The sequence below is a fragment of the Kushneria sp. EE4 genome (assembly GCF_977968315.1).
In genome coordinates this window covers 3,237,505-3,261,892 of sequence record NZ_OZ386212.1, presented here as the reverse complement: position 1 = coordinate 3,261,892, position 24,388 = coordinate 3,237,505, and the positions used below count along the sequence as shown (strand labels likewise).

The 24,388-nt window shown below is 64.6% G+C and carries 23 protein-coding genes; 13 read left to right on the top strand and 10 right to left on the bottom strand.

The window, feature by feature from the left end; all coding sequences use genetic code 11:
* Positions 1-49: 49 nt before the first annotated feature.
* From ACXMYO_RS14780 to ACXMYO_RS14770, 3 genes are read right to left on the bottom strand one after another with little or no spacing between them, the layout of a single operon-like run.
* Complete coding sequence (locus ACXMYO_RS14780; RefSeq protein WP_438765680.1) at positions 50-673, bottom strand: 2-dehydro-3-deoxy-6-phosphogalactonate aldolase; 624 nt, start codon at positions 671-673, stop codon at positions 50-52.
* A gap of 35 nt (positions 674-708) precedes the next feature.
* A complete protein-coding gene (locus tag ACXMYO_RS14775; RefSeq protein ID WP_457809276.1) occupies positions 709-1,677 on the bottom strand; it encodes a 2-dehydro-3-deoxygalactonokinase in 969 nt (322 codons plus the stop codon).
* On the bottom strand, positions 1,670-2,506 hold the full coding sequence (locus ACXMYO_RS14770; RefSeq protein ID WP_457809275.1) for an IclR family transcriptional regulator: 837 nt from the start codon (positions 2,504-2,506) through the stop codon (positions 1,670-1,672). The genes ACXMYO_RS14775 and ACXMYO_RS14770 overlap by 8 nt, the downstream gene beginning before the upstream one ends.
* Positions 2,507-2,651: 145 nt before the next feature.
* Here ACXMYO_RS14770 and ACXMYO_RS14765 point away from each other — a divergent pair, with 145 nt between their 5' ends.
* Positions 2,652-4,073, top strand: a complete 1,422-nt coding sequence (locus ACXMYO_RS14765) for a mechanosensitive ion channel family protein (RefSeq protein WP_457809274.1) — start codon at positions 2,652-2,654, stop codon at positions 4,071-4,073.
* 46 nt (positions 4,074-4,119) lie between these two features.
* On the opposite strand, the gene gloA is transcribed toward ACXMYO_RS14765, so the two are convergent.
* The gene (gene gloA, locus ACXMYO_RS14760) at positions 4,120-4,656 is read right to left on the bottom strand and encodes a lactoylglutathione lyase (RefSeq protein WP_438765674.1); all 537 of its coding nucleotides are present in this window, start codon (positions 4,654-4,656) and stop codon (positions 4,120-4,122) included.
* Positions 4,657-4,717: 61 nt separating this feature from the next.
* Positions 4,718-5,815: a M42 family metallopeptidase gene (locus ACXMYO_RS14755; RefSeq protein WP_457809273.1), complete on the bottom strand. Its 1,098-nt coding sequence runs from the start codon at positions 5,813-5,815 to the stop codon at positions 4,718-4,720.
* A gap of 329 nt (positions 5,816-6,144) precedes the next feature.
* Here ACXMYO_RS14755 and ACXMYO_RS14750 point away from each other — a divergent pair, with 329 nt between their 5' ends.
* From ACXMYO_RS14750 to ACXMYO_RS14700, 11 genes are all read left to right on the top strand, one after another.
* Positions 6,145-7,464 carry a short-chain fatty acid transporter gene (locus ACXMYO_RS14750; RefSeq protein WP_457809272.1) on the top strand — a complete coding sequence of 440 codons (1,320 nt, stop codon included), beginning with the start codon at positions 6,145-6,147 and terminating at the stop codon, positions 7,462-7,464.
* A gap of 417 nt (positions 7,465-7,881) precedes the next feature.
* The gene (locus ACXMYO_RS14745; RefSeq protein WP_457809271.1) at positions 7,882-8,526 is read left to right on the top strand and encodes an OmpW/AlkL family protein; all 645 of its coding nucleotides are present in this window, start codon (positions 7,882-7,884) and stop codon (positions 8,524-8,526) included.
* Between the two features lie 150 nt (positions 8,527-8,676).
* Entirely contained in the window at positions 8,677-9,210 is a 534-nt protein-coding gene (locus ACXMYO_RS14740) for an NlpC/P60 family protein (RefSeq protein ID WP_438765667.1), read from the top strand.
* A 42-nt stretch (positions 9,211-9,252) separates the two neighbouring features.
* Positions 9,253-10,116, top strand: coding sequence for an RsiV family protein (locus tag ACXMYO_RS14735; protein ID WP_457809270.1), 864 nt, complete (start codon positions 9,253-9,255; stop codon positions 10,114-10,116).
* A gap of 32 nt (positions 10,117-10,148) precedes the next feature.
* Complete coding sequence (locus ACXMYO_RS14730; RefSeq protein ID WP_457809269.1) at positions 10,149-11,300, top strand: lyase family protein; 1,152 nt, start codon at positions 10,149-10,151, stop codon at positions 11,298-11,300.
* Between the two features lie 243 nt (positions 11,301-11,543).
* Positions 11,544-12,716 (top strand): bifunctional 3-oxoadipate enol-lactonase/4-carboxymuconolactone decarboxylase PcaDC, encoded by a 1,173-nt coding sequence (gene pcaDC, locus ACXMYO_RS14725; RefSeq protein WP_457809268.1) that lies wholly within the window; start codon positions 11,544-11,546, stop codon positions 12,714-12,716.
* A 16-nt stretch (positions 12,717-12,732) separates the two neighbouring features.
* Positions 12,733-13,449 carry a protocatechuate 3,4-dioxygenase subunit beta gene (gene pcaH / locus ACXMYO_RS14720; protein WP_457809267.1) on the top strand — a complete coding sequence of 239 codons (717 nt, stop codon included), beginning with the start codon at positions 12,733-12,735 and terminating at the stop codon, positions 13,447-13,449.
* 4 nt (positions 13,450-13,453) lie between these two features.
* Complete coding sequence (gene pcaG / locus ACXMYO_RS14715) at positions 13,454-14,065, top strand: protocatechuate 3,4-dioxygenase subunit alpha (protein WP_457809266.1); 612 nt, start codon at positions 13,454-13,456, stop codon at positions 14,063-14,065.
* Positions 14,066-14,116: 51 nt separating this feature from the next.
* A complete protein-coding gene (locus ACXMYO_RS14710) occupies positions 14,117-15,976 on the top strand; it encodes a bifunctional sugar phosphate isomerase/epimerase/4-hydroxyphenylpyruvate dioxygenase family protein (protein ID WP_457809265.1) in 1,860 nt (619 codons plus the stop codon).
* A 97-nt stretch (positions 15,977-16,073) separates the two neighbouring features.
* Positions 16,074-16,496, top strand: coding sequence for a type II 3-dehydroquinate dehydratase (aroQ, locus tag ACXMYO_RS14705; protein WP_457809264.1), 423 nt, complete (start codon positions 16,074-16,076; stop codon positions 16,494-16,496).
* Positions 16,497-16,516: 20 nt separating this feature from the next.
* Positions 16,517-17,437: an AEC family transporter gene (locus tag ACXMYO_RS14700; protein WP_457809263.1), complete on the top strand. Its 921-nt coding sequence runs from the start codon at positions 16,517-16,519 to the stop codon at positions 17,435-17,437.
* A 30-nt stretch (positions 17,438-17,467) separates the two neighbouring features.
* On the opposite strand, the gene chrA is transcribed toward ACXMYO_RS14700, so the two are convergent.
* Positions 17,468-18,667 (bottom strand): chromate efflux transporter, encoded by a 1,200-nt coding sequence (gene chrA, locus ACXMYO_RS14695; RefSeq protein WP_457809262.1) that lies wholly within the window; start codon positions 18,665-18,667, stop codon positions 17,468-17,470.
* Between the two features lie 185 nt (positions 18,668-18,852).
* Here chrA and ACXMYO_RS14690 point away from each other — a divergent pair, with 185 nt between their 5' ends.
* A complete protein-coding gene (locus tag ACXMYO_RS14690; protein ID WP_457809261.1) occupies positions 18,853-19,263 on the top strand; it encodes a thiol-disulfide oxidoreductase DCC family protein in 411 nt (136 codons plus the stop codon).
* Between the two features lie 82 nt (positions 19,264-19,345).
* On the opposite strand, the gene ACXMYO_RS14685 is transcribed toward ACXMYO_RS14690, so the two are convergent.
* The 4 genes from ACXMYO_RS14685 to ACXMYO_RS14670 form a co-directional block, all read right to left on the bottom strand.
* A complete protein-coding gene (locus ACXMYO_RS14685; RefSeq protein ID WP_457809260.1) occupies positions 19,346-20,521 on the bottom strand; it encodes an aldose epimerase family protein in 1,176 nt (391 codons plus the stop codon).
* Positions 20,522-20,560: 39 nt separating this feature from the next.
* Positions 20,561-21,568, bottom strand: a complete 1,008-nt coding sequence (araH, locus tag ACXMYO_RS14680; RefSeq protein WP_438765645.1) for an L-arabinose ABC transporter permease AraH — start codon at positions 21,566-21,568, stop codon at positions 20,561-20,563.
* Positions 21,569-21,629: 61 nt separating this feature from the next.
* Positions 21,630-23,138: an L-arabinose ABC transporter ATP-binding protein AraG gene (gene araG / locus ACXMYO_RS14675; protein ID WP_457809501.1), complete on the bottom strand. Its 1,509-nt coding sequence runs from the start codon at positions 23,136-23,138 to the stop codon at positions 21,630-21,632.
* A gap of 20 nt (positions 23,139-23,158) precedes the next feature.
* Complete coding sequence (locus ACXMYO_RS14670) at positions 23,159-24,109, bottom strand: arabinose ABC transporter substrate-binding protein (protein ID WP_457809500.1); 951 nt, start codon at positions 24,107-24,109, stop codon at positions 23,159-23,161.
* Between the last annotated feature and the right edge of the window lie 279 nt (positions 24,110-24,388).

Here is a 24,388-nt window from a genome sequence, read left to right as displayed (position 1 = left end):
CAAAAATGGATCAGCCAGACGTTGATCGGTCAGGGACTGACCAGCGGTCTCAGCGCTTGAGCGCCTGCCAGGCGTGCGCGAAGGCGCGGGCGTTGCGACCGACCTCTTCGGCACTCATGCCGGGCTTGTAAAGCGCCGAGCCCAGCCCGAAACCGCCGGCACCGGCATCGACAAATTCCTGCATGTTGTCGGGCGTGATGCCGCCCACCGGCAACAGCGCCACCTCGGGCGGCAGCACGGCGCGCCAGGCCTTGATCACCTTCGGCCCCAGCTGCTCGGCGGGGAACATCTTGAGCACATCAGCGCCGGCGTTGAGCGCGGCAAAGGCCTCGGTCGGCGTGGCCACGCCCGGGGCGCTGACAAGCCCGGCCGCCTTGGCGGACTGCACAATGCGCGGGTCGCCGTGCGGCGAGACAATCAGCTTGCCGCCGGCATGGGCAACATCACGCACCTGCTGCACGCGGGTCACCGTGCCGGCGCCGATCAGGCACTTGTCGCCCAGCGCCCGGTCCAGACGCACGATGCTCTCCAGCGGCTCGGGCGAGTTGAGCGGCACTTCCATGATGCGAAAGCCGGCGTCATAAAGGGCCTGGCCGATGGGCTCGACCTCGTGCTGCGTCACACCGCGCAAAATCGCGATCAGCGGCAACGTCTCCAGATACTGATTCAACATGGTCTGCTCCTTGTGAGCGTGAAACTCCGAGGCCATCAGGCCGGAGCAATCAGGCCGGCGCGGTGGGCAATGGTCATCAGCCCGCTAATGCTGGCGTCACTGATGGTCTCGACATCGCGGCTTTCAAAAAATGACAGCGCCCGAACGTAGCGCCGGCACAGGGCGTCATCGCCGATCAGGGCAAGCTTTGGCCAGGACTGATCACCCAGCGCGGCCGTGGCACTGCGGACTTCCTCCCCGATCAAAAGCCCGGAGAGATAGGCAAGGCTGGCCGCGGGGGCGAGCTCACCGGCCAGCACGCGGCTGCGCACGCTGAAAAGCTGCCCGGAGAGTCCGGCACTGCCGGCATCACGAGCGTTTTCAAGCCCTTCATCAAAGGCCTGTTGACTGGCCGCATCGCTGGCGTCTTCCTGACACTCGGCGGCCGGGCGGCCCAGAATCGAGTGCTCGCGCAGCACGGCGTAGAGCTCGCCGGTCATGTGGGTGGTGAATTCGACCAGACGTTCGTCCGCGATCAGGGCCCACTTGCTGTGCGTGCCGGGCATGACCAAAAGCGCGTTTCGGGCCAGCGACGGATAGCCCGCCATGACGCCGATCAGCTGGGTCTCCTCGCCGCGCATGACGTTGGGCAGCGCGCCGGTGGTGGCATCGCTGTGCTGCATGACACCAGGCACCAGCGACAAATGATCGATACCGGTGTCGATCGCGACCAGACCGGCGGCGATCGCATCGGCATCGGCCGGGGCGTCCACATAGGGGACTTCATGCCAGCCGCCGCGGCTGCCGATCATGCCGCAGGCCAGCGCCGGCAGATCGGGGTGGGCGTCGCGCCACTCGCCGACCACGGTTTGATAGGCGCGGGCGAAATCGCCCTCCGGGGTGTGCAAAATGCCCCAGGGCTCGTGGCGGCTGTCCAGCACCCGGCCCTGGCGGTCCAGCAGCCAGGCGCGCAGTGACGAGGTGCCCCAGTCCAGCGCAATCAGACAGGGAGAGGTGTCATTCATGAAAGGCTCCCACAGAGGAAGAAAGGGACGTATCGGGTCGGGCGATCCGGGTTGAAAGCCGCGCGGCGGCGTCGCGCACTTTCGGACCAAGTTCGGCGAGGCGCGCATCCGACATCCAGGGCGTGGCGCTGGCAATACTGATCGCCGCGATGATCACGCCGCGTTCGTCACGCACCGGCGCGGCCACGCAGCGAATGCCGCGCTCGTTGTCTTCCAGATCCAGCACCACGCCGGTGTGGCGGTAATCGATCAACCGCGTGCGGTAATCCGGCCAGTCCGGTACTTCAAGCGGCGACAGCCCCGCCACGAGGAGATCAGGCTGGCGCCGTTGGTGATCACGGGCCTGCGTGTAGAGGCGCTGCCACTCATCTTCACCGAGATCGAGCATCAGCGCCCGACCCACCCCGGTCAGTGCCAGCGGCAGACGAAGCCCCGGGCGCGAGCGCATCTCGAGCCCGCGCGAGCCGCGAATCTTGTCGAGATAGACCACGTCATCATGTTCGCGAACGCCCAGATGCACGCTGTCGCCGCACGTCTGCGCCAGCGCTTCGATGATCGGGCGCGCAAGCGCGGCCAGCGGCATCTGCTCACGGGCGTGGGCGCCGAGCGTGGCAAGCTTGAGCCCCAGCTGATAGCCCTGTGCATCGTGGCGCAGATAGCCGGCGTGAACCAGTGCCGACACCAGCCGGTGGGTGGTGCTGCGCGTGCACTGGATACGCTCGCCGATGGCGGCCAGGTCGTGATGGCCCTCAAAGACGGCGTCGATAACGGTCAGACCGCGCATCAGCGCCTGCGCGCCGACCGGATGAGAAGCAGAAGAAGTGGTCATGACCCTGAGTGTACGCCTGAAACGGCCTTGTCCCAACATGTAGACGCCAATCCCATATTGTGGGACGCATTGGCATGATACGAAGGTCTCGATCCTGTACTAAGGTCAGAAAAGCCCCCATGTCCCCTGCGACAGGATCCAATATATGCAAGACACGCTGATTGCCTGGTTGACGCCCCTGCCCCGCTGGAGCCTGGCGCTGGTGGCCCTTGCCGCCGCCGTAATGGTTCATGGCGGACTCAAGGTTCTGCATATTCGCCTGCGCCGGCTGGCGCACGGGCGCTTTCATCTGCTCAACGTCGCCGCGCTTGCCGTGCATCCGCCGCTGGTGTGTCTGGTGTGGTGCTACGGCGTGATGGTGGCACTGTATTATCTGGTGCCCGGCGCGCTGGGCTGGCAGCCCACCATCATGACGCTGGCCAACGTGATCGGCGTGTTTCTGGGGTTCTGGCTGTTCGTGCGGGTGTCCCGGCGTGTGATTGCGGTGATGGATCGCTGGTCGGACACGCGCCACGGCTACTTCGAGCGCTTTCTGGCGCCCTTTCTGGCCCGGGCCGCCGCGGCACTTTTCCCGATCTTTCTGCTCTTTTCGCTGTTCCCGCTTTTTGTGACCTCCGAGCGCTTTGATATCGCCATTCACAACGTCACCAGCATGCTGCTGATCATGAGCATCGCCGGCGTTCTGGTACACGGCGTCAACATCGTCGAGCGCGCCCTTCGCGAGCATTACCGGGTCGATGTGGCCGACAACCTGGCCGCGCGCAAGGTGCACACCCAGATCGCGGTGCTGCGCAAGATCATCAACTTCATCATCGTGCTGGTGGCACTGGCCTCGATGCTGATGCTCTTTGACCGGGTGCGCCAGCTCGGCACCAGCATTCTGGCCTCGGCCGGTATCATGGGGGTGGTGCTGGGCTTTGCCGCGCAGAAGGTGTTCGGCAACCTGCTGGCCGGGGTGCAGATCGCCATGACCCAGCCGATCCAGCTCGATGATGCGGTGGTGGTGCAGGGGGAATGGGGCTGGATCGAGGAGCTGACGCTGACCTACGTGGTGGTCCGGCTGTGGGACTGGCGCCGGCTGGTGCTGCCGATCAACTGGTTTCTCGATAACCCGTTCGAGAACTGGACGCGGCGCACCAACGACCTGATCGGCAGCGTCTTTTTGTATGCGGATTTCTCGCTGCCGCTGGACGCCCTGCAGGCGGAGGCCACCCGCATTGCGCAGAACTCGCCGCTATGGAGCGGGGTGGTGTGCAAGGTGCAGCTGCTGGAGATGACCGAGTACAACATGCAGCTGCGCGTGCTGGTCAGCGCCCGCGGTGGCGGCGACACCTTTGATCTGCGCTGCGAGATGCGCGAGGGGCTGATCCGCTTTATCGCCCGCGAATACCCGGACGCCTTCCCGCGCATGCGCGTGCTGATGCCGGATCGCAGCAGTCTGCATGGCGAGCGCGACGACAATGAACAGAAAGAAAGCCCCGCCCCACATGAGGAGACGGCGCTGACCCAGACGCCGGAGGACGCGCCGGCAGAGGACCGGACACCCAACGGCCCGGGCCCCGGCTGACGGCGCCGGCGCACGGCTGTTTTAAAACCCGAACCGGCGCCGGTCGTTACTGCCCGGCGCCGGCCATCAGCTCGGCCTGGATCACCTCGATCCAGTAGCCGTCCGGGTCCTTCACGAACACCACGTTTTTCATTTTGCCGTCATTGGCGCGCTTGACGAACTCGACCCCCATGTCCTCGAACCAGGTCTCGGCGCTTTCCAGATTGGGCACGTTGAAGCAGATGTGCCCGTAGCCCTGTGGGTCCGAGTTACCGTTGTGATAGGCAAACTCCGGGTCATCCTCGGTGCCCCAGTTGTGGGTCAGCTCCAGAAGCCCGCGCTGGCTGAAGGTCCAGATCGTGCGCTCGTCCGGGTCCTCCGGCACGCTGTCTTCCGGCGAAAGCTGGGTCAAAAAATAGAGCGTGAACTGCAGCTCGGGGAAGTCGAGCTTGCGCAGCAGGCGCATGCCGAACACGTGGGTATAAAAGTGCAGGGCGCGCTCCGGGTCCTTGATGCGCACCATCGAATGGTTGAGTGTAAAGCCCGCAGCGGCCGTGGGAATTTCCTCGGCCACGCCCGGGGCCTTCTCGGTAAAGGTGGTCATGATGACTCCCGAAAGTGATATCCGTACTGACACACAGGGGCATTACGCCCCTGCGTCGCGCTCAATCAAAATAGCTGAACGTCTCGCCTGACTTGATGTTTAAAAGCGTCTCGTAGATCAGGCGAATGACGTTTTCGACGTCCTCGCGCTGCACCATCTCGACGGTGGTGTGCATGTAGCGCAGCGGCAGCGAAATCAGCGCCGAGGCCACGCCGGTGTTGCTGTAGGCAAAGGAATCGGTGTCGGTGCCGGTGGCGCGTGACTTGGCGACCCGCTGGAAGGGAATCTCGCCCTTTTCGGCCACTTCCAGAATGCGTTCGCGCAGGCGATTCTGCACCGCCGGGGCCCAGGCAATGACGGGGCCGGCGCCCATCTTGTTGCTGCCTTCCTTTTTGGGATCGATCATCGGCGTGTGGGTGTCGTGGGTCACATCAGTCACGATCGCCACGTCCGGGCGGATGCGCTCGGCGATCATCTGCGCGCCGCGCAGGCCCACTTCTTCCTGCACCGAATTGACGATGTAGAGACCGAAATCCAGCGTCTTGCCGTTCTCTTTTAGAAGACGGGCTACCTCGGCAATCATGAAGCCGCCCATACGGTTATCCAGCGCGCGGCAGACAAACTTGTTGCCGTTGAGCACGCTGAAGGTGTCCGGATAGGTGATCACGCAGCCCACGTGCACGCCGAGCTTTTCGACCTCTTCCTTGTTGTCACAGCCCACGTCGATAAAGATGTTGTCCGGCTTGGGCACCTGCTCTTCGCTGCCCGGGCTGCGGCGGGTATGGATCGCCGGCCAGCCGAACACGCCTTCGACGATGCCGTTTTTGGTATGGATATTGACCCGCTTGGAGGGCGCGATCTGATGGTCGCTGCCGCCGTTGCGAATCACGTAGAGCAGCCCGTCATCGGAGATGTAGTTCACATACCAGCTGATCTCATCGGCGTGGCCTTCGATCACGACCTTGTACTTTGCGTCCGGGTTGATCACGCCGACCGCGGTGCCGTAGGTGTCGGTGAAAAACTCATCGACCCACGGGCGCAGGTAGTCCATCCAGAGTTTCTGGCCTTCCCACTCATAGCCGGTGGGGGAGGCGTTGTTGAGATAGCGCTCGAGAAATTCCAGCGACTGATCGTTTAAAAGGGTGCTTTCGTCACTCATGGTGCGTCCTGTTCGTGCGGTGATTCCGGGATCTGTCGATCCGTACGCCCTGACCATGGCGTGAATATGCCCGGGCGTCCAGTGTCGGGCCCTCACGGACAGGGGACATGGCCCCGGCGGCATTGCCCCGCACACCCGATGAAAAAGCACTTCAGCACGCACTCGATGTCCGAAACGGCCGAGAATGTTGCCGAGCAGTTCAATATCTCGCGCAAGGATCAGGATCGCTTTGCCCTGTGCATCATGTACCTCGGCGTCGGTCAGGGCGTTGCCACGGCGCTGGAACGGGTCCAGGCCCATTATCTACACGCATGTAGCGGGGAAGCACCATGGAAGCCATTACCAGTGTCTCGGTTCGCATCGTTCAGCGCTATCTGCCCAGCGCGTTCGTACTGGCAGTGATGCTGACCGCCATCGTGTTTGCCCTCGGCATGGGCATTACCCGCCAGTCGCCCGTCGATATGGTGGGCTACTGGGGGGATGGCTTCTCGACGCTTTTCCAGTTCGGCATGCAGATGACGCTGGTGCTGCTGACCGGCTACGTGCTGGCCCTGACGCCGGTGGTGCAGACGGCGCTGTCCGGTCTGACCCGACGCGCCGGCTCGCCACGTCAGGCCATTTTGCTGACCATTGTGGTGAGCTTTGTCTGTTATTACCTCAACTGGGGCTTTGGCATGGTGGCCGGTGCCATTCTGGCGCGGGAGATGGGCCAACGGGTCGCCGGCATCCATTTTCCCTTGCTGGTGGCGGCGGCCTACGGCGGCGAGCTGGTGCGCGGCCCGTCATCGTCGATCCCGCTGGTCATCGCTACCCCCGGGCATTTCATGGAAGACGCGATCGGCATTGTGCCGGTGTCGCAGACGCTTTATTCCGGCTGGAACATTGGCCTGACGCTTTTGCTGCTGGCGCTGCTGCTGGCCTTTTTCGCCCGTCAGAAGCAGCCCGAGCACATTGTCACGCTGCAAATGACCGAAAAGGATGCCGAGCCCGCCGCGCAGGCAGACGAAAGCGACGGCACGCCGTCGGATCGCATTGAACAAAGCCGCCTGCCGACCCTGTTTTTGGGCGCCATGGCAGCGCTCTACCTGATCGCTCGAGCCGTCACCGATGGCATCAGCATCGATCTCAATACCGTGATCATCTTCTTTCTGGCGCTGGGGCTTTTACTGCACCGCAGCCCGAAGGCCTATCTGGCCGCGGCAGAAAAGGGCGTCAGCGCCGCCCGCGGCATTATCGTGCAGTTTCCTCTATATGCCGGCATTGCGGGCATGATGACCGGGTCAGGGCTGGTCACGCATTTCTCGGAGGCCGTTATCGCCCTGGCCACGCCTGCCACATTTCCCATCCTGACCTTTTTGTGTGCCGGCATCGTCAATTTCTTCATTCCTTCCGGCGGCGGTCAGTGGGCCATTCAGGGGCCGATCATGATGGAGGCGGCTGCCGCCATTGGCGCCGACCCGGCCCAGACCATCATGGCCTTCACCTGGGGAGACGGCTGGACCAACCAGATCCAGCCGTTCTGGGCGCTGCCGCTGCTGGGCGTGGCGGGTCTTTCGGCGCGCGACATCATGGGCTATCTCCTCGTCTGGCTGGTGATTTCAGGACTGGCCATCGGCGGCGTCTTTGCCGTGCTGGCCGTGTTTGGTTAGGCGGGCGCTGCCTGTTCCACACTCGAATTACCGGCGTTGGAACATCAGGAAAACCCTATGAGATTCACGCCGTATCAGGGCTGAACGTCTGCTGACCCCATGCTGGTTCAGTGCCCCCTTTCGTTCAGCCCTCTCCCCGCGCAGGCTCTCCCTGAGCCGGCACCTGAAGACACACCCGTGAAACGCCACCGATGTGTTAATGACCTGCTCTCACTTGGTTTATCCCTCCTGCCTGAAATGATTCGGGCATGCCACCTGTGCGCCAATGTTCTGTTTTGAGGTGTTTTGACGTGCGTCAATAAATGAACAGCGTTCGCTTGTCACAATGTCTGAAAGCAACCACGGGTCGGGTCAGGTGCAGCTTGCCTGAGGGGTACTCGAGCCACGCCAGAAAAACTGTTCAGGGGAACCACACACATGCGCGCGCTGCCACTCATTTCCATAGCCGCTCTGGCATTCACGGCCACCATGGGCACCGCCCAGGCTGCAGAATCCACCTACGGCCAGGGCGATTTCTTCACCCGCGCCGGCCTTGCCAAGGTGTCACCGAAGGACGACAACGGCAACTACGATTCCCTCGGCGTGGACAAGGTCGACGTCAAGGATGGCCGCGGCTTCGCGATCACCTTTGGCTATCGTTTTCTCGACAACTGGGGCGTCGAACTGCTGGCCGCGCAGCGCTTCAAGCATGACTTCAATCTGGACGGGGACAAGGGCGGCTCGGTCAAGCACCTGCCGCCGACCCTGACCCTGCAGTATTACCCGCTGGGCGGCACCGATTCCGTGGTACAGCCCTACGTCGGCGCCGGCGTGAACTACACCCGCTTCTCGGCGGAAAGCGTCGACATCGAAGGCGCCAGCCTCGAGATGAAAAACTCCTGGGGCTGGGCCGGCCAGCTCGGCGTGGACTTTTTGATCAACGAGCACTGGGCCGTCAACGCCGCCGCCTGGTATCTGGACATCGACTCCAACGTCACCGCCCGCGCCGGCGGCGAAAGCTACAAGACGCACCTGGATATCGACCCGGTCGTCATCATGAGCGGTATCAGCTACCGCTTCTAACGACCACGACCCTTTTTGCGCCGCTCTCTCGACCGGCGCAGACCCGACGGTTTCGGCCTGCCGTCGGGTTTTTTTATGCTCTGAAGGGCTCGAAAACGCATGACGCCCGCGGTTACTATCAGGGCATTCGCTGCCCATCGGAATCTGCTCATGCTTTTGTCTGTCGTCTCGCGTTTCTCCTGCCCTGCCCTGCGCCCGATACAGCGCCTGCGTGACATGTCACTGCTGTTCACAGCCCTGTGGCTTGCCGGCTGTGCCGGTACGCCCGAGATGCAGACCACTGACATGATGGGGCCGATTTCCGGACAGCAGGATCTCTCGATCGAGCGAGTGCTGGTGATGAACCACGCCCGCGACGCACTGGGCACGCCCTACCGATATGGCGGCACGACGCCGTCGGGCATGGACTGCAGCGGCCTGACTCAGGCCAGCTTTCTGGCCGCCGGCATCGACATTCCCCGCACCTCGCAGCAGCAGTTCGACGGGCTCGAGCGCATCAAACGCGCCCGCCCGGGGGATCTGATGTTTTTCGGCTCGGGGAGAAGCGTCAGCCACGTCGGGATCTACATGGGCGACAACCAGATGATCCATGCCCCGGGCAGCGGGCGTCAGGTTACCCTGGCCAGTCTGGATAATCGCTACTGGCGCAGCCATTATCGCGGCGCCGCTGCCCCGGCACCCTGAACGCTCCTATACTGCGACCACCCGTTGGAACAGAGACACCCCATGATGACCTCAACACGCTACCGATGGCTGGCCGTGCCGGCACTGCTGCTCACACTCACCGCCTGCGACCAGACCGGCGATGACCAGACCGTTGATGATCGGGACAGCGCCTCGACCACCATTGAGGCCACCGACACGCCGGATCAGCAGCAGGGCCTCTCGCCCACCTTCGTCAACCGCACGCTCACGCCACCGGACTGCGAAGGCGATGACTGCGCCAGTGTTGAGGTTCGCACGGTCGAATTCGACAACGACCCGGCACTGACCGATGAGGTGGCGCGACGCCTGGTGCGCATGGGCAGCCCGATCAGTGATGCCTCGGTGGATGAGGACGCGCTGCCTGCGACGGTAGACGCCTACGCCGAGGATTTCTTCGACCAGAGCGCCCGCGCCAACGAAGAAAGCGACAACCCGCGCCCCTATCACACCTCGCTGGAAGCCAGCCAGATCGGTCACCACGACGATCTGCTGGTTCTCGAGCTTCAAAGCTATGTCATGACCGGCGGCGCCCACGGCCTGCCGGGCACGGCCTATATGGTCATCGATGAAAGAACCCGTCAGATCGTGACGCTGGACGACATGCTCAAGCCAGGGCAGAAGCCGGCTTTCGAGGCAGCGCTGGAAAGCGCCTGGCAGCGCTGGATGAAAGACAGCGAACAGGCACGCGATCTCGACCCCGAAGACTGGCCGTTCTCGCCCAGCGACAACGCCGCCCCGCTCGAGGACAACATGGCCGTCACCTATGGCGTCTATACCCTGGGGCCCTACGCCATCGGCCAGCCGACACTGACCATTCCCTACAGCGATCTCGACGGCGTTTTGAAGCCGCGCTTTGTGCCCGAGACAGGCGCACAGCAGCACTGATCCGGCAATCGACTCAAGCGTCAGGAGGCGTCATGTCACGCGAGCTGTTGCAGCATCCCTTCATGAGTCGGGCGGCGCTTGAGCACTTTGATACCCCGGCGCTGATCGAGGCCATGCTGGCCTTTGAGCTGGCACTGGCGGACAGCGAGGAGCACCACGGCATCTTGCCGGCCGGGACGCACCGGGCGATGGCGCACCATCTGACGCCGGCGGTGTTCGACGCCGCCGCGCTTGAGCGTGATACCGTGCTGGGCGGCAACGCCGCGATACCGTTTGTGCAGCAGGCGAAGGCCGCGCTGCCCGAGACGCTGCGACAGTGGTGTCATCACGGCGCCACCAGTCAGGACGTGCTCGATACGGCCCTGATGCAGCTCAGCGCGCAGCGGCTGCCGGTACTGCTGGGCCTTGTCGAGCGCAGTCTGGACGCGCTGGCGGTGTTGATGCGCGCCCACACTGATACCGGCATGATCGGCCGCACCCTGATGCAGCAGGCACTGCCCACTACCTTTGGCGTGCGCGCCGCGCAGTGGGCGGTGCAGCTGGATGAAGCGCGCAGCCGACTGGCCGATATCGATGCAGCGGGTCTGCCGGTCCAGTTTGGCGGCCCGGTGGGCGTGCACGGTGGCCTGCCTGACGGTCTGGCGGTCATGGCGACGCTGGCCCAGCGGCTGGGCCTTCGCGCGCCCCTGCTGCCCTGGCATACCAACCGTCAGCCGATCCATGCCCTGATGACGGCCCTTGATGGCCTGGCGGTCGCCGCCGACAAGATCGCCGGCGATATCATCCTGCTGGCCCAGAGCGAGCTTCAGGAGCTTTCAGAGCCTGCCGGTGAGGGCGTGGGCGGCTCCTCCTCCATGGCCCACAAGCGCAATCCCGTGCGCGCTACCCTGATCCGCGCCGCCAGCCGGCGCATTCACGGCCACGTGACCACCGTCATTCATGCCGCCAGCCAGCCGCTGGAGCGCGCCGCCGGCGAATGGCACAGCGAATGGACGGCGCTGATCGACACCCAGCAGCTTCTTGAAGGGGCGCTTGAGCAGCTTGCCGTCATTGCCGAAGGGCTGGAGGTCCATGGTGAGGCCATGGCACGCCATCTCGCCGTGACGGTCCCGGCCGATGCCGTCGTCGATACAGGCAGTAGTCATGCTCAGATCCAGCGAGTGCTTGCCCATCTGTCCCGATAGCGGGGCGCTGTCCACCACACTTTGGCCACCCCCTTCTACCGTCTTCCCTGCCCCTGCCTGAGGGGTCGTAAGACTTTCCGACCTTCCCCCGAGCAACAATCGTCTAACGTGCGCGCATTTGTCGCTGGCAGGCGCACATCGGCACACCTGCTGCCGACCGCCCCCACCAGAATGCAAAAGCTCCCCTGGCCATGGGCGGGCACCTTCGGTTGCCATCGCGACGCCTTCCTCTGCGAGGTCATCATGCGCTTTCTTGTTCGACATCAGCGCCGGATTGCCTGGCGCCTGACCGGCCCCGAGGCAGCACCGCTTTTGATGCTGGCCCATCCATTGGGCATGCATCAGGGCATCTGGGATGAGCTCGTCTCTCACCTGACGTCCCATTTTCGAGTATTGAGCTGGGACCTGCCGGGCCACGGCGCCAGCGCCGGTATCACGGCACCCGTGACGCTTGAAGGTCTGGCCGATGACGCTCTGGCGCTGGCCGATGCAGCCGGCGCCGAGCGCTTTCACTTCGTGGGCACCTCGATCGGTGCCGCCATCGGTCAGACCCTGCTGCGCCATGCGCCCGAGCGTTTGAACCGGCTGGTGCTGACCAGCACCGGCGCCACCCTCGCCACGCCGCAGTCCTGGCACGACCGCGCCGGGCGCGTTCGACGCGATGGCCTGCCTGCCATGGCCGCCGGCATTGCCGAACGCTGGTTCTCGCCGGCCACACGGGCCGCTGCCATTGATTTGGTCGAGGGCTGGACGGATCAGCTCGCCCGAAGCGACGGCGAAAGCTATGCCCGGCTCTGCGAGGCGCTGGCAGGCTTTGCCACCTCACGCAACGAGCTGGCGGCGGTACTGCCACCGCTGACCCTGCTGGGCGGCCGGGACGATCCGGCCACCCCGCCGGTGGGTCTGGAGGCACTGGGCCATCTGCTCGATGAAGCCCCCGTGATCCTGCTGGACAACGTCGGCCATGTGCCCGCCGTCGAGGCGCCCGAGACCATGGCAGGCCATCTCCACACGGCGCTGCGCGAGCCGCTGACGCCGCGTCAGGAGGGCGTCAGCTTCGAGGCGGGTCTGGAAGTGCGCCGCCGGGTGCTGGGCCCTGACCACGTGGCACGCTCGCTGGCCGGCGCCACCGAACTGGACATGCCCTTTCAGTCCCTGATTACCCGCACCGCCTGGGGTGAGCTCTGGGGTGACGAGACGCTGTCGGTCACCCAGCGCAGCATGATCACGCTGGCAATTCTGGCCGCGCTGGGCCGCGACGGTGAGCTGACCCTGCACCTGAAAACGGCCCATCGCACCGGCGTGACACAAGCTCAGCTGCGCCAGGTTCTGACGCATGTCGCAACCTATGCCGGCGTCCCGGCCGCCAACCACGCGTTTTCACTGGCCCGCCAGCACGGCTGGAGTGATCAATGACAAGGATGACGTCACCATGCCCGTCGATTCCGATTACGGTTTCAACCCGACCCTCAATGGCCCGGTAGAGCAGCACCAGCCCCCACAGGTCTTTGACGCCTACCAGTCCACGCGACTGCGCGGGCCACGCAACAATCTCATCATTACCCGGGGCGGTCTGGCCGAGCGCACCGCGCCGGTCTACGGCCATCACAACCTGGGGCGCGAGGACAGCGACCTGACCGTTCAGCACAATGGCGCCCCGCTGGGACAAAAGATCGTGATCGCCGGGCAGGTACGCACCACCGACGGTCAGCCCCTTCCCCATGCGCTCATCGAGCTGTGGCAGGCCAACGCCTCGGGTCGCTATACCCACAAAAAGGATCAGCACCCGGCCCCGCTGGACCCCAACTTTTCCGGCGCCGGGCGCACCCTCACCGACGCGCAGGGGTATTACCGCTTTATCTCCATCGCGCCCGGCGCCTATCCGTGGGGCAACCACTTCAACGGCTGGCGCCCGGCGCATGTCCATTTCTCGGTGCTGGGGGCGACCTTTTCCCAGCGCCTGATCACGCAGATGTATTTCCCCGGCGACCCGCTTCTGGCCATCGACCCGATCTTCATGGCCAACCCCGACCGGCGCGTGCGCGAGCTGATGGTCGCCCGCTATGACCGGCGCTTTGATATCCCCGGTCAGGCGCTGGGCTATCGCTTTGACATGTTCCTGGGCCCCCACGGCACCCCGCTGGAGTAACCACATGACCCACCGCGAGACCCCTGAGCACATCCCGACCCCGCAGGAGATCATGCAGGCCGAGCACGAGGCGCCCGCCCGGCCGGCGCATCTGCCCACCGGCACGCAGACCGTTGGCCCCTTTTTCCACGAGGCGCTGCTGCCCAGGGGTGATATCACCCTGATCCGGGGCGATGATCTGCCCCCGGGCCGGCGCATTCTAATTGAAGGACGGTTGCTGGACGGCGCCGGCGCGCCGGTCAACGACGCCATGCTGGAGCTCTGGCAGCCCGACGGCGCAGGGCACTTTCATACCGACGCTGCCCGGGCCGATTTCGACGGCTTTGGCCGTATCGCCACCCGGGAGGACGGCAGCTTCTCGGTGGCCACGCTCAAGCCGGGCAGGGCGGGCGAAGAGGCCCCGCACATCGCAATACACCTGATGGCTCGCGGTCTGCTGCACACGCTGGCCACCCGGATCTATTTCGAGGATGAAGACAACGACGCCGACCCGGTACTGACCGGGGTACCCGCCGAGCGCCGTGCGACCCTGCTGGCCCGATGCGAGACAGACGGGGTCTATCGCTTTGACATTCATCTTCAGGGCGCACGCGAGACGGTGTTTTTTGAGCATTGATCCCAGGCGGCACCCCCCTTTCGTTTCGATACAGTTCGTGGAGTAGCCAGGATGCGAGCGATTGCGACCGTCTCTCTCAGCGGTGATCTGGGCGCCAAGTTCGAGGCCGTGGCCCGGGCCGGCTATGACGGCATTGAAATCTTTGAAAACGATCTGCTCTCCTGGGGCGGCACCCCGGAGGCCGTGCGGGCGCTGGCCGAGTCGCTGGGCCTGACCATCATTGCACTGCAGCCCTTTCGCGATTTCGAGGCCATGCCCGAGCCGCAGCGCAGCCGCAATTTCGCCCGCGCCGAGCGCAAGTTCGCCCTGATGAAGGCGCTGGGCACCGATTTCATGCTGATCTGCAGCAACACCTCGGCACTTGGCGTGGACGACGATGCCCGCGCCGCCGAGGATCTGCGCGAACTCGCCGAGCGGGCCGCCGCCCACGGTCTGCGCATCGGCTTCGAGGCGCTGGCCTGGGGACGCCATGTCAACGACTACCGCCACGCCTGGGCGATCGTCGAGCGCGCCGATCATCCCGCACTGGGGCTGGTGCTGGACAGCTTTCACGTGCTCGCGCCCGGCCTGCCCACCGCCCCGATCGCCGACATTCCGGGCGAGCGCATTTCGCTGGTGCATCTGGCCGATGCGCCCGTCAAACAGATGGACCTGCTCAACTGGAGCCGCCACTATCGCTGCTTTCCAGGCCAGGGCGGTCTGGATATGGCAGGTTTCATGCGCGCGCTGGGGCGTACGGGCTATGCCGGGCCGCTGTCGCACGAGATATTCAATACCGATTTTCGCATGGCCTGCGCCCGCGACACGGCACTCGATGGCATGCGCTCGATGATTCTGGCCGAGCATCTGCGGGATGAGGCGACCGCCTCTGACGCGCTGGCCACGTCGCCGACCTTTCGGGGCATTCACTTTCTGGAGTTCACCCTCGATGCCTCGCAGGCCAGGGCGCTGGGCCGGATGCTGGCCCTGCTCGGCTTTTGTCATATCGGCCATCACCGCTCCAAGAACATCGAGCTCTGGCGTCAGGGCGAGGTCCATCTGGTGCTCAACATGGACACGCACACCTTTGCCCATACCTACCGGCTCATGCACGGCATCTCGGTGTGTGCCGTCGGCTTTCGTGCCGACAACCCCGGCCTGACCATGGCACGCGCCCGCGCTTTCGGCGCCCGCGCCCATGACGGGCCCGTGGGCCCCGGCGAGATGCGCCTGCCGGCCGTACGTGGCATCAATGACAGCCTGATCTATCTGGTCGACCCCGAGACCGCCCGCGATCGACAGTGGCGGACCGATTTCAACCTGTTCGAGGCGCCCGCGCGCATCGAGGCCGGCATCACCGGCATCGATCACCTTTCAACGGCGGTGGCGCCGACGCAGATGCTGCGCTGGCAGCTGTTCTTTCGTACCGTCTTCGACTTTGATGCCGATGGCGAAAACGAGCTGGCCGATCCCAACGGCCTGATCTTCAGCCAGGCCCTGATCAGCCATGACAGCACCATCCGCATGGCGCTGAACACCTCGCCTGCCGTCGAGACACTGCCCGGGCGTTTCATGAACGAGGGCCGCGGCGGCATCCAGCAGATTGCTCTGGCCACCGATGACATCTTTGCCACGCTGGATCGATTGATCGCCAACGGCGTGACGCTGCTGCCCATTCCGGACAACTATTACGACGACCTGGCCGCCCGGATCGAGCTTGATGACCTGCTTCTGGAGGCCATGCGCCGTCGCAACGTCCTTTACGATCGAAACGAAGAGGGCGAGTTCTTCCACGCCTACACTGAAGTATTTGCCGGGTGCTTTCATTTTGAAGTCGTTGAACGCCGCGGGAATTACGCCCACTTCGGCGCGGCCAACGCACCGATTCGACTGGCGGCGCAGTCGCGTCTGCACGGCGCACCGCCGCGCTGACCCCGGTGCCCGGCACGATCCCGGAATGTGCGCCGTCCCGCGATATCGCCTATGATCCGGCGTATGCCGCGTCACGCCCCATCCGTCCGGAGTCACGATGAACGTTTTAATCCTCAACGGCCCCAATCTGAACCTGCTGGGCAAGCGCGAACCGGACATCTACGGTCATGAAACGCTTGCCGACATCGAAAATGCCATTCGCCACCGCGCCTTCGACAAGGGCGTGGGGACCGATTTTTTGCAGACCAACCACGAAGGCGTGATGCTCGATCGCATCCATGAGGCGCGCGGACGCTTTGATGCCATCGTTATCAACCCGGCGGCGTGGTCGCACACTTCGGTGGCGCTTCTGGACGCGCTCAAGGCGTTCGAGGGTCGGGTCGTGGAAGTGCATCTGTCCAACATCCATACCCGCGAGGCGTTTCGCCATCATTCGTATGTCTCCGCCCGCGCCGAGGCCGTCATCGCCGGCATGGGCAGCTTCGGCTATCTGGCGGCGATCGATTTTCTGGCGCGCTAGCGCTTTCCGGGAACGCCCCCATGACCGGTATCGTTGATGCGCTGGCCCCGCTCTTTGCCCTGATCGCGCTGGGTGCGGTGCTGGGCCGGGCGCGTTTTCCCGGCGGTGACTTCTGGCCGCGGCTCGAGCGCGTCATCTACTACCTGCTCTTTCCCGCCATGCTGGTGGCAGCCCTTGCCACGGCAGAGGTCAGTCAGGTGTCGGTGCTGGCGCTGGCCGTGACCCTGCTGGGCACCATGATCACCCTGGGAGGCGCGCTGTGGCTGGCGCGCGCTCGACTGGCCCTGTCACCGCCGGCGTTCACCTCGGCGTTTCAGGGCGTGGTGCGCTTTAACACCTATGTCGGCGTGGCCGGCGCGGCGGCGCTTTACGGCGAGCCGGGCCTGACCGTGGCGGCGGTGGCCATCGCGCTGACGGTGCCCACGGCCAATATCCTGTGCGTGCTGGCCTTTATCGTCTCCGGCACGCAGGGGCCGGCCAGCGTGGGCAAAAGCGTGCTGGCGCTTTTGCGCAATCCCTTGATTCTGGCCTGTTTGGTGGGGGTGGCCCTCAACGTCAGCGGTATCGGTCTGCCCGGCGTGACCGAGCCGGCCCTTGAGCTTCTGGGACAGGCCGCCCTGCCGCTGGGGCTGGTGGCCGTGGGGGTGGCGCTGCGTCTGAGCGCGCTATGGCGCGGTGGGCGGGCATTCTGGCTTTCAAGCGCGGTGAAGCTTGTGGTCACGCCGCTGCTGGTGGCGGGCCTTGCCTGGCTGGTGGGACTGCACGGCGTGGAGCGCAACGTGGCGCTGCTCTTTGCCGCGCTGCCCACGGCAACGTCTGCCTACATTCTGGCCCGCCAGCTCGGCGGCGATGCCGAGCTGATGGCGGCGATCATCACCGGCCAGACGCTGCTGGCGATGCTGGCCATGCCGCTGGTGCTTCAGCTTGCCGGCACCGGCTGAGCGCTGTCGGCTCAAAGGCAGGCAACACGCCTATAGGGTAATGAGCAGCCCGCCGGTGGCCATCGCGATCACCACGGCCCAGGCGGGCAGCTTCCAGACGCCCAGCAGCAAAAAGCCCGTCAGGGCCAGCACGAACTCACGAGGGCCGACAATGGCGCTGGTCCAGACCGGCTGATAGAGCGCCGCACCCAGAATGCCGACCACCGCGGCATTGGCACCGCGCATCACCCCCTGAACGCGCGCCAGCTGCCGCAAGTCGTGCCACCAGGGCAGCACGGCGACCAGCAGCAGCATGCCGGGCAGAAAGATCATCAGCAGCGCAAGCACCGCGCCCATCAGCGCGCCCGTTCCCGGCGCGATCACCGCGCCCAGATAGGCGGCAAAAGTAAACAGCGGCCCCGGCACGGCCTGGGCGACGCTATAGCCGGTCAGAAAATCATCCTCCGAAACCCAGCCGGTCTGCACGACCCCGGATTCCAGTAGCGGCAGCACCACATGGCCGCCGCCGAAGACCAGTGCGCCGGCTCGATAGAAGGCGTCCATCATGGCAACGACAAGCGATGGCGTGGCCCAGGCCAGCAGGGGCAGCCCGGCCAGCAGCGCGACAAAGCCGATCGCTGCAAACCGCCCGACCCGTCGCGAGACGCCAGGCGCCATGTCATGCGCCGCCGGCACGCCCTGCCTCCGACACCAGAACAGCCCGACCACAGCACCGATCACGATCGCCCCCACCTGACCCGCCGAGCCGCCTACCAACAGCGCCATCAGCACTGCCACCAGCGCAATGCCGACACGGCGCTTGTCGGGGCAGAGATTTTGCGCCATCCCCCACACGGCATGGGCCACGATGGCCACCGCGGCCACCTTGAGGCCGTGGATGATGCCCTGACTGACGGGCCCGTCCATGACCGCCGAACCCAGCGCGAACAGTACCAGCACCACGGCGGAGGGCAGGGTAAAGGCCGTCCATGCCGCCGCGGCTCCCCGGCCGCCGGCGCGCATCAGCCCCAGCGCAAAGCCCACCTGGCTGCTGGCCGGGCCCGGCAGAAACTGGCACAGCGCCACCAGATCGGCGTAGTCCTGCTCCGATAGCCAGCGACGCCGCGTGACAAACTCATTGCGGAAATAGCTCAGATGCGCGATGGGCCCGCCAAAGGCGGTCAGGCCCAGCATCAGAAAGGCCAGAAAAACCTCACCGACGCGACTGTTCAAACGAGCAACCTCAGACATGAAAGCCCCCGGTTTACCGGTCGGGCAACCATCTCACCCGATACATGAGGGCCATGTTGTAGCACGCCGAGGTGTCAGTCCCCTTACACGAGGTTCGAAGCGTTGATCCGAGGCGGCCATCCCCCGCCGGGGCCTCCCATGGGCTATCCTGTTACCCATGTCTCTTCACCCGCCGGGAGCCTTCCATGGCCGATCTGACGCTGTTTTATGACGGCACTTGCCCGCTGTGCGTCAACGAGATCAACCACCTCAAGCGACTCGACCGCGATCAGCGCATCGCGTTTGAAGACATTCACGCCGAGAATTTCACGAGCCGCTACCCGAACGTGGATCGTGAGGAGGCCAGCGCCATTTTGCTGGGCGACGTCGACGGCAAGCGCATTCGCGGGCTGGATGTGACTCACCGCGCCTGGTCGCTGGTCGGCCGCGGCTGGTTGACCGCGCCGCTGCGCTGGCCGCTGATTCGCCCCGTGGCCGACCGGGTCTATCTGTGGTTTGCCCCCAGGCGCTATCGCATCTCGGGCTGGCTGACCGGCCGCCAGCGCTGTGAGAGCTGCGCGTCGGGACAGTGCGGGCTGGGTGATAAAAAGCCCTGACCAACGCCTGCGACATCGGTGGATACAACAGCGCCCCGCGGCAGATGCCGCGGGGCGCTGTTTGTGTGGCGTGACGCGAGGATTAGTCTTCAGTGGTGAAGCGATAGACCGTGTGGCTTTCAAGCGTCTCGCCGGGCTGGAGAATGGTGGAAGGGAAGCCCGACTGATTGGGCGAATCCGGGAAGTGCTGGGTCTCCAGCGCCAGTCCCGAGCGCTGACCATAGGCGCGCCCGCTTTTGCCACTGACGCTGCCATCCAGAAAATTCCCCGAATAGAACTGCAGGCCCGGCTCGGTCGTTTCGACCTCCAGCACGCGCCCACTGGCCGGCGAGGTGACCCGCGCGGCCCGCTCGGGCGTTGAGGACGACGCACGCTTGAGCACGAAGTTGTGATCGTAGCCCTGGCCACGATCGAGCTGCTCGTTGTCGGCTTCGATGCGCGCCCCGATCGGCATGGGCGTGGTGAAATCAAACGGCGTGCCGGCAACAGAGGCAATCTCGCCGGTGGGAATCAGCGTCTCGTTGACCGGCGTATAGGCGGCGGCATCGATCGTCATGACGTGATCGAGGATGCTCGCGCTGCCCTCGCCGTCCAGGTTGAAGTAGCTGTGCTGGGTCAGATTGACCGGGGTGGCCTTTGTGGTGCGCGCGCTGTAGTCGATGGCAAGCCGGTCGTCATGGGTCAGGGTGTATTTGACCTCGACGGCCAGCTCGCCCGGATAGCCCTCCTCGCCGTCGGCGCTGGTGTAGCGCATCACCACGCCGCTGCCCTCGCTCGAGGAAAACGGTGTGGCCTGCCAGAGCTTCTGATTGAAGCCTTCATCGCCGCCGTGCAGGTGGTTGGGGCCATCGTTGGTGGCCAACTGATACGTCTGGCCCTCCAGCGTAAAGCGCCCGTCCGCGATGCGATTGCCGTAGCGCCCGATCAGCGCGCCGAAGTAGGGGTTGAGCTTTTGATAGGCCGGCGACCGGTAGTCCTCCAGCGAATTGAAGCCCAGCACGATATCGGCCATGTGGCCATTGCGGTCCGGCGTTTCAAGCGAGGTGATGATGCCGCCGTACTCGATCACCTCCATGCGCAGCTGCCGATCATTGGAGATGCGATAGCCGTGCACGGTGCGCCCGTCGGGCAGCGTGCCAAACACGAACTGCTCAACGTTCGGCGGCATCGGTGCAGACGCCGCCATCGACTGACCGGTACCGGCACACAGCAGACCGGCGCTCAGGCCCAGACAAAACCGCAGGGACTGTCCTTTCATGGCACGCTCCTTCCCGTTGAAACCACAATGACTGTCTGATCAGGCCCGCTGACGCCGCTGCTGTTTCCAGCGGTCAAACAGCACCGCCAGCAGCAGAATCGCCCCGCGCACCAGATACTGATAGAAGGTCGGCACGTTCAAAAGCCCCATGGCGTTTTGCACGCAGCCCATGATCAAAACGCCCACCAGCACGCCGGTGATCGAGGCCACCCCGCCGGAAAGCGCCACGCCCCCCAGCACACAGGCCGAGATGACCGCCAGCTCCAGCCCCATCGAGGTATTCGGGTCGCCCAGTCCCATGCGCGAGGTCAAAAGCACCCCGGCGATACCGGCGACCAATCCCTGCAGGCCGAACACGATGATCTTGAGCCGGCGCACGTTGACCCCGGCCAGCGCCGCCGCCTCCGGATTGCCGCCGGTGGCCAGCACGTTGCGCCCGAACGCGGTGAGATTGAGCACAAAGCCAAAGATCACAAAACAGATGATCATGGTCCATACCGGCAGGGTCAGCCCCAGAAAGGAGGCGCTGCCCAGTTCGAAAAAGCCCGGCACGGTGATCATCACCGCATCACCGCCGGAGGTGATGTAGGCCAGCCCGCGCACGAACTCCATGGCAGCAAGCGTGGCGATCAGGGAATTGATGCCAAAGCGGGCCACCACGAAGCCGTTGAACACGCCTACCAGCGCCCCGGCGGCGATGCCCCCCAGCGCACCGATCAGCACGCTGCCTGACGCGCTGGTGATGACCGCGGCGCTGACGCCGGCAAAGGCGACGATCGAGGCGACCGACAGATCCACCTCACCCAGGGCCAGTACCATCATCATGGTGGTGGCGATGGTGCCGATGATGGTCACCGACAGCAGCAGACCGACCATGTTGCGACTGGTCAGAAAATCAGGGATCGCCACCGCCAGCGCGATAAAGAGCACGATGAAAATGGCAATCAGCCCGGAGGTGTCCAGCAGGGTGCGAAGCGGCTTCATCAGACCCTGTCGTCCGGGGGCCTGACCGCTGTCGTCGGCGTGAACGCTCTTGTCGCTACTCATGATTCACTCTTCTCCAGACATCGTGTTGTTATTGCCTGTTGTTATTGACCGTATCCCGGCATCAGGACGGCAGCGCCAGTCCCAGCAGCCGCTCGGGCGTGGCGGCGCCACGATCAACAATGTCGACCAGTGCCCCGCTGCGCATCACGCCGATGCGATCACAGATCGCGCTGACCTCGGTCAGATCGCTCGAGATGACCACCACCGCCTTGCCCTGATCGGCCAGGTCATACAGCAGGTTGTAGATATCGCGCCGCGCACCGACATCGATGCCGCGGGTGGGCTCGTCCATCACGAACAGCTCGATCTGCTCGGAGAGCCAGCGCGCCAGGATGACCTTTTGCTGGTTGCCGCCGGAGAGCGTGCTGATGCGGGTGCGCGGGCCCGGGGTGCGAATGCGCAGCTTCTGGATATAGTCGCGGGTGTTTTCAAGCTCGCGCTTTGGGTCGCGCCACAGCCCCAGACGCTTGAAAAAGCGCCGGCAGCTGATGTTGAGGTTGTCGGTGACGCTGGCCACCGGAAAGATGCCCTGCGACTTGCGATCCTCCGGACACATGGCGATGCCGGCCCGAATTGCCTCTCCGGGGGAGCCAAACCGCCCGCTGCGGCCGTTGAAGTGAATCTCGCCGGCTTTCGGGGTTTCCACGCCGCACACCAGCCGCAACAGCTCGCTGCGACCGGCGCCGACCAGCCCGAAAAACCCGAACACTTCGCCGCGGCGAACCTCGAAGCTTACCGGGGACTTGAGCCCGCGGCCTTCCAGCGCGTCCACCTTCAGGATGACCTCGCCAGGCTCGCGGGCGCGATAGCCGTAGACGTCCTCGATATCACGCCCGACCATCTCGCTGACCAGCTGGTCCTGGGTGAGCCCCGCCATGGCGTCGTGAGTACAGATATGGCGCCCGTCGCGAAAGACCGTGACGGCGTCGCACATCTCGAAGACCTCTTCCATGCGGTGGGTGACATACAGCACCACCCGGCCTTCATCGCGCAGGCGCTGGACGATGCGCTTGAGCTGGCGCGTCTCCTGTACCGACAGCGAGCTGGTCGGCTCGTCAAAGGCAATAATGCGGGCGTCGCGCAGCAGCGCCCGACCGATCTCGATCATCTGCTGCTGACCGATCGAGAGATCACGCACTTTCGTGGCCGGATGCACGCTGCCCTCGCCTAGCTCCTCGAGAATGCCGAGCGCCCGCTCGCGCAGGCGCTTTCGATCGACGATGCCGTAGTGCTGCGGCAGCTGGCCCAGCAGCAGGTTTTCCGCCACCGACAGGTTGGGCGAGAGTGTGAGCTCCTGATAGATGATCGCAATGCCCAGGCGCAGTGCCTCGCGAGCGTTGGCAAAGACGTGGCGCTCGCCCCCGATCAGAACCGCGCCGTCGGTGACGCGGTTCACGCCGCTCAACACCTTGAGCAGGGTCGACTTGCCGGCGCCGTTTTCGCCCATCAGGGCGTGCACTTCACCGGCACGGGCGCTGAAGCTCACGTCATCAAGGGCCCGAACGCCCGGGAACTCGACGGTGACGTTTTCCACCGAAAGCCAGGGGTCGGTCTCGGTCACGCCGGGCATTGCCGTGGCCGGGGCCGAACTCACAGCTGCAGCTCCTCACGCACGCCTTCCCAGTTGTCCCGGGTCATCAGGGTCCCGGTGGTCTCGGTGTTGGCCGGCGGCATTTCATCCTCGGTGATCCACTGATAGAGGTTCTCGGCGCTCTGGCGACCGTGCATGGTCGAGCTGACCGCGACGGTGCCGTAGAAGCCGGTGGGCCTTTCACGCGAGAACTCGGCAAAGGCGGCACCCGAGCCGTTGATACCGACCCCGATGACCTGATCCGGTGACAGGCCGTACTGCTCGCTGGCGCGCACGCCACCCAGTACGCTTTCCTCGTTGAGGGCGTAGATCACCCAGTGATCGAATTTGCCGTACTTGGAAAACATCGGCGAGGCCGCCGAGAAGGCGCTGGTGGTATCGGTGTTCTGTTGCGGCGCGTCGATCACGTTGTCCTTGCTGAAACCGGCATCAAGCAGGGCCTGGGTGGCGCCATCAGTGCGCTCGCGTGCGGTGGGCAGCTCGTTGTTGGAGATGCGCAGCGCGCCGGTATTTTCCATGTCCCAGCCGCGACGCTGCATCTCTTCGGCGATGGCGCTGCCGACCTGCTGGCCGATCTTGTAGCCCGACATGCCCAGATGGGGAACGCCCTCCAGCGGCTCGCCGTCGCTGCCGACGAACTGATCGTCCACGGTGACGACCTTCATGCCGTACTGCTTCGCCCGATTGGCGATCGCCATGCCAAGGCGGACATCCGGCGGACAGATCACAAAGCCCTGCGCGCCCTGGGCGTTGAGGTTATCGATGGCGCTGAGCACCTGCTGGCCATCCTCGCCGGCCAGGCGCACCACGCCAAAGCCCTGCTCCTGTCCCAGTTCGCTGGCGGCGCGCTGCTCGTTGATAAACCAGGCCTGTTCGGGCTTTTTGACGATAAAGCCGATCTTGACGTTGTCATCACTGCCATGGGCCATCCCCAGAGGCACCAGGGCCATGAGCGTGGTGGCAATGACGCGGGTAACGGCAGGTAGCAGGGACATCGTGTACTCCGGGCCCTTGTGGGGCAGTTTGTTGTTCGTGGGTGCGCAGGGGCGACAGAGCGCGCCACTGACACACTGGGATCAACATACGGGTCGACTTAAGCGACGACTAATGCGTCCTGTAACGCAAAGTGATACCCGATTGGCTATCGGTAACGGGCCGGGCCAGCAGGGAGGGCACCTGTGGGCGAAACGCCTGACACGGGCGCTGAGACTAAAGTTACGCACCACTTT

Excerpts from the sequence above, each read along its gene's own strand:
- ACXMYO_RS14780 (WP_438765680.1), bottom strand. The coding sequence starts at position 673 with ATGTTGAATCAGTATCTGGAGACGTTGCCGCTGATCGCGATTTTGCGC.
- ACXMYO_RS14775 (WP_457809276.1), bottom strand. The coding sequence starts at position 1,677 with ATGAATGACACCTCTCCCTGTCTGATTGCGCTGGACTGGGGCACCTCG.
- ACXMYO_RS14770 (WP_457809275.1), bottom strand. The coding sequence starts at position 2,506 with ATGACCACTTCTTCTGCTTCTCATCCGGTCGGCGCGCAGGCGCTGATG.
- ACXMYO_RS14765 (WP_457809274.1), top strand. The coding sequence starts at position 2,652 with ATGCAAGACACGCTGATTGCCTGGTTGACGCCCCTGCCCCGCTGGAGC.
- gloA (WP_438765674.1), bottom strand. The coding sequence starts at position 4,656 with ATGACCACCTTTACCGAGAAGGCCCCGGGCGTGGCCGAGGAAATTCCC.
- ACXMYO_RS14755 (WP_457809273.1), bottom strand. The coding sequence starts at position 5,815 with ATGAGTGACGAAAGCACCCTTTTAAACGATCAGTCGCTGGAATTTCTC.
- ACXMYO_RS14750 (WP_457809272.1), top strand. The coding sequence starts at position 6,145 with ATGGAAGCCATTACCAGTGTCTCGGTTCGCATCGTTCAGCGCTATCTG.
- ACXMYO_RS14745 (WP_457809271.1), top strand. The coding sequence starts at position 7,882 with ATGCGCGCGCTGCCACTCATTTCCATAGCCGCTCTGGCATTCACGGCC.
- ACXMYO_RS14740 (WP_438765667.1), top strand. The coding sequence starts at position 8,677 with ATGCTTTTGTCTGTCGTCTCGCGTTTCTCCTGCCCTGCCCTGCGCCCG.
- ACXMYO_RS14735 (WP_457809270.1), top strand. The coding sequence starts at position 9,253 with ATGATGACCTCAACACGCTACCGATGGCTGGCCGTGCCGGCACTGCTG.
- ACXMYO_RS14730 (WP_457809269.1), top strand. The coding sequence starts at position 10,149 with ATGTCACGCGAGCTGTTGCAGCATCCCTTCATGAGTCGGGCGGCGCTT.
- pcaDC (WP_457809268.1), top strand. The coding sequence starts at position 11,544 with ATGCGCTTTCTTGTTCGACATCAGCGCCGGATTGCCTGGCGCCTGACC.
- pcaH (WP_457809267.1), top strand. The coding sequence starts at position 12,733 with ATGCCCGTCGATTCCGATTACGGTTTCAACCCGACCCTCAATGGCCCG.
- pcaG (WP_457809266.1), top strand. The coding sequence starts at position 13,454 with ATGACCCACCGCGAGACCCCTGAGCACATCCCGACCCCGCAGGAGATC.
- ACXMYO_RS14710 (WP_457809265.1), top strand. The coding sequence starts at position 14,117 with ATGCGAGCGATTGCGACCGTCTCTCTCAGCGGTGATCTGGGCGCCAAG.
- aroQ (WP_457809264.1), top strand. The coding sequence starts at position 16,074 with ATGAACGTTTTAATCCTCAACGGCCCCAATCTGAACCTGCTGGGCAAG.
- ACXMYO_RS14700 (WP_457809263.1), top strand. The coding sequence starts at position 16,517 with ATGACCGGTATCGTTGATGCGCTGGCCCCGCTCTTTGCCCTGATCGCG.
- chrA (WP_457809262.1), bottom strand. The coding sequence starts at position 18,667 with ATGTCTGAGGTTGCTCGTTTGAACAGTCGCGTCGGTGAGGTTTTTCTG.
- ACXMYO_RS14690 (WP_457809261.1), top strand. The coding sequence starts at position 18,853 with ATGGCCGATCTGACGCTGTTTTATGACGGCACTTGCCCGCTGTGCGTC.
- ACXMYO_RS14685 (WP_457809260.1), bottom strand. The coding sequence starts at position 20,521 with ATGAAAGGACAGTCCCTGCGGTTTTGTCTGGGCCTGAGCGCCGGTCTG.
- araH (WP_438765645.1), bottom strand. The coding sequence starts at position 21,568 with ATGAGTAGCGACAAGAGCGTTCACGCCGACGACAGCGGTCAGGCCCCC.
- araG (WP_457809501.1), bottom strand. The coding sequence starts at position 23,138 with ATGCCCGGCGTGACCGAGACCGACCCCTGGCTTTCGGTGGAAAACGTC.
- ACXMYO_RS14670 (WP_457809500.1), bottom strand. The coding sequence starts at position 24,109 with ATGGCCCTGGTGCCTCTGGGGATGGCCCATGGCAGTGATGACAACGTC.